The organism is Thiohalocapsa sp. (assembly GCF_019695415.1).
Lineage (GTDB): Bacteria > Pseudomonadota > Gammaproteobacteria > Chromatiales > Chromatiaceae > Thiohalocapsa.
This window is the reverse complement of sequence record NZ_JAIFKJ010000055.1, coordinates 1-2,303: the sequence shown is the minus strand read 5'-3', so window position 1 is coordinate 2,303 and position 2,303 is coordinate 1. Positions and strand designations below refer to the sequence as shown.

1 protein-coding gene is annotated in these 2,303 nt (G+C 64.0%); it reads left to right on the top strand.

Translation table 11 applies throughout. From position 1 onward, the window contains the following. Positions 1 to 511 precede the first annotated feature (511 nt). Positions 512 to 1,981: a group II intron reverse transcriptase/maturase gene (ltrA, locus tag I6U14_RS00645; protein ID WP_296896036.1), complete on the top strand. Its 1,470-nt coding sequence runs from the start codon at positions 512 to 514 to the stop codon at positions 1,979 to 1,981. The last annotated feature ends 322 nt before the right edge of the window (positions 1,982 to 2,303 follow it).

Genomic DNA, 2,303 nt, shown 5'->3' with positions numbered 1-2,303 from the left:
TTGCCGGGCTTCGCGCGCCAGCGACACCTGCGGACGGATCTGTGAGGGGTCCGTCAACTAGGTGACACGAGGTTGTCGACGTGCGCCTCGCGCCTCTCGGCCCAGGGCCGGTCGGTCAGCGGTGACACGCAACGGCCCAGAGCCCAGCAAGCGCAAAGCCCGATCCGCCAGGCGGAACGGGCTTGTTGTGTGCCAGGCATGGCACGTATCTCGGAGGGTGAAAGTCCCTCTTCGGACCCTGTCGGTGGGAACCGACTGTCTATGCAAGGGTGCCCGTTGTGAGGCGGGATCTGAAGGAAGCAAATGACAGCAGTACGGACGCGACGTACAGAAACCGGATACAAGGCTGTGGTGGTCTGGGTAAGGGGGCAATGGACTCCGACGCCCGATAATCGACCGGAGGTCACTGCAGTAGATCCGGCGCGGCCCGTGCGAAGGATACGTGTCTTACCCTGGGAGATCTCCCCGTCTGTCGGTACTTCACCGACTATTTCACCAGCAATGGTGGGAGATGGATTGGGAGAAGTCAGCAGAGGTCATAGTAGGTGGGACGCTGCCGAAGGACCGAAGCTGTGCCTGCAAGAAGCAGGCGCCGGGTCTCGATCTGTCTGGTGCGCCAGGCAAATCCCCGCCCCATCTGGTTCCGCCGGCAGCGGTTCTGGGGGGTGACGAGGTGGAGCAAGGTCAGACGGTGATCTCGGAATGCCGAGTCTTGTTGCATACCCGTTTGATGGAGCGGGTCGTGGATCCATCGAACCTGAACCGCGCGTATGGTCGCGTGGTGGGGAACAAGGGCGCGCCGGGCTGTGACGGGATGACCGTTGCCGATCTGCGCGCCTGGGTGGAGGAGCACCAGACGCACTTCCTGTCGTCGCTGCTGGATGGGAGCTATCAGCCCCAACCGGTCCGTGGCGTTCAGATTCCCAAGGCGTCAGGCGGCCTCCGCCAGCTGGGTATCCCACCGGTGGTGGACCGCCTGGTCCAACAAGCCATCGCGCAGGTGCTCAGTGACCTGTTCGATCCGACGTTCTCGGCATCGAGCTATGGGTTTCGCCCCGGTCGCAGCGCGCACGACGCGCTGCGCGCCGCCTCCAGTTGCGTAGCTGAAGGTCGTGGGTGGGTGGTCGACCTGGACTTGGAGCAATTCTTCGACCGGGTCAACCACGACATCCTGATGAGCCGCCTGGCTCGTCGTGTGAACGACAAGCGCCTGCTGCGCCTGATCCGTCGCTTCCTTGAAGCCGGACTCATGCAGGGCGGGATTTGCGTGATGCGACGTGAAGGCACTCCCCAGGGTGGCCCGCTCTCCCCGCTGCTCGCCAATCTGTTGTTGGACGACCTTGATAAGGAATTGGAACGGCGGGGGCACCGCTTCTGTCGTTACGCCGATGACTGCAACATCTACGTTGGCTCTGCGAAGGCAGGCGAACGGGTCATGCAGTCGGTGACCGATTTCTTGGAAGGGACGCTCAAGTTGCGGGTCAACCGCGTTAAAAGCGCCGTAGCCCGGCCGTCGGAGCGCAAGTTCCTCGGCTACCGCATCCTTGCGGGGGGACGCCTGACGATCGCGCCGAAGAGCGTGGAGTCTGCGAAAACCCGCATCCGACAGATCACGCGTCGTACCCGTGGGCGTTCGCTGCCCACGGTCATTCGTGAACTCAACCAGTTCACGAATGGCTGGGTCGCCTACTACCGCCTCGCAGCGGCGAAGACGGCGTTGCGGGACTTGGACCAATGGATCCGGCGGCGGCTCCGCTGCATCCGGCTGAAGCAGCTCAAGCGCGCACGAACGATCGCCGCTTTCCTGCGGAAGCTGGGCTGCATGCGGGACCACGCTTGGGCAGTCGCGGCCAGCGGCAAAGGCTGGTGGCGCAAAGCGAAAACCCAGGCAACCCACCGAGCCATGGACCTCGTCTGGCTTCAGGAACAGGGTCTGCGATCCATGCATGACCGCTGGATGCAATTGAACCAGGCACAGTAACCGCCGTATACGATGAGTACGTACGGTGGTGTGGGAGGACGGCCCCCGCGAGGGGGCCTCCTACCCGATTGGCGCCTGGTTCCGGCGTGTCCCGCCCCGCGAAAACACGGGCTTGACATTCCGATAGACGAACCAGACTCCGCGCCTTCCACGGACGACCGCACTCCGGTGCACCGCCGTCCGGGGCCTTTGACCAGCGCCTAGCTGTGGCCGGGCAGATCGGTGGGGATCCGAAGTCGGCGAGCCCGGGTCACACGGCCGGCGGCGTGGGATTCCCGAGTACCCCGCACACGTTGAGTCAACGCAACACGAGGCGCAAGCA

Coding starts and splice junctions, on each gene's coding strand:
- ltrA (WP_296896036.1), top strand. CDS start 512: ATGGATTGGGAGAAGTCAGCAGAGGTCATAGTAGGTGGGACGCTGCCG.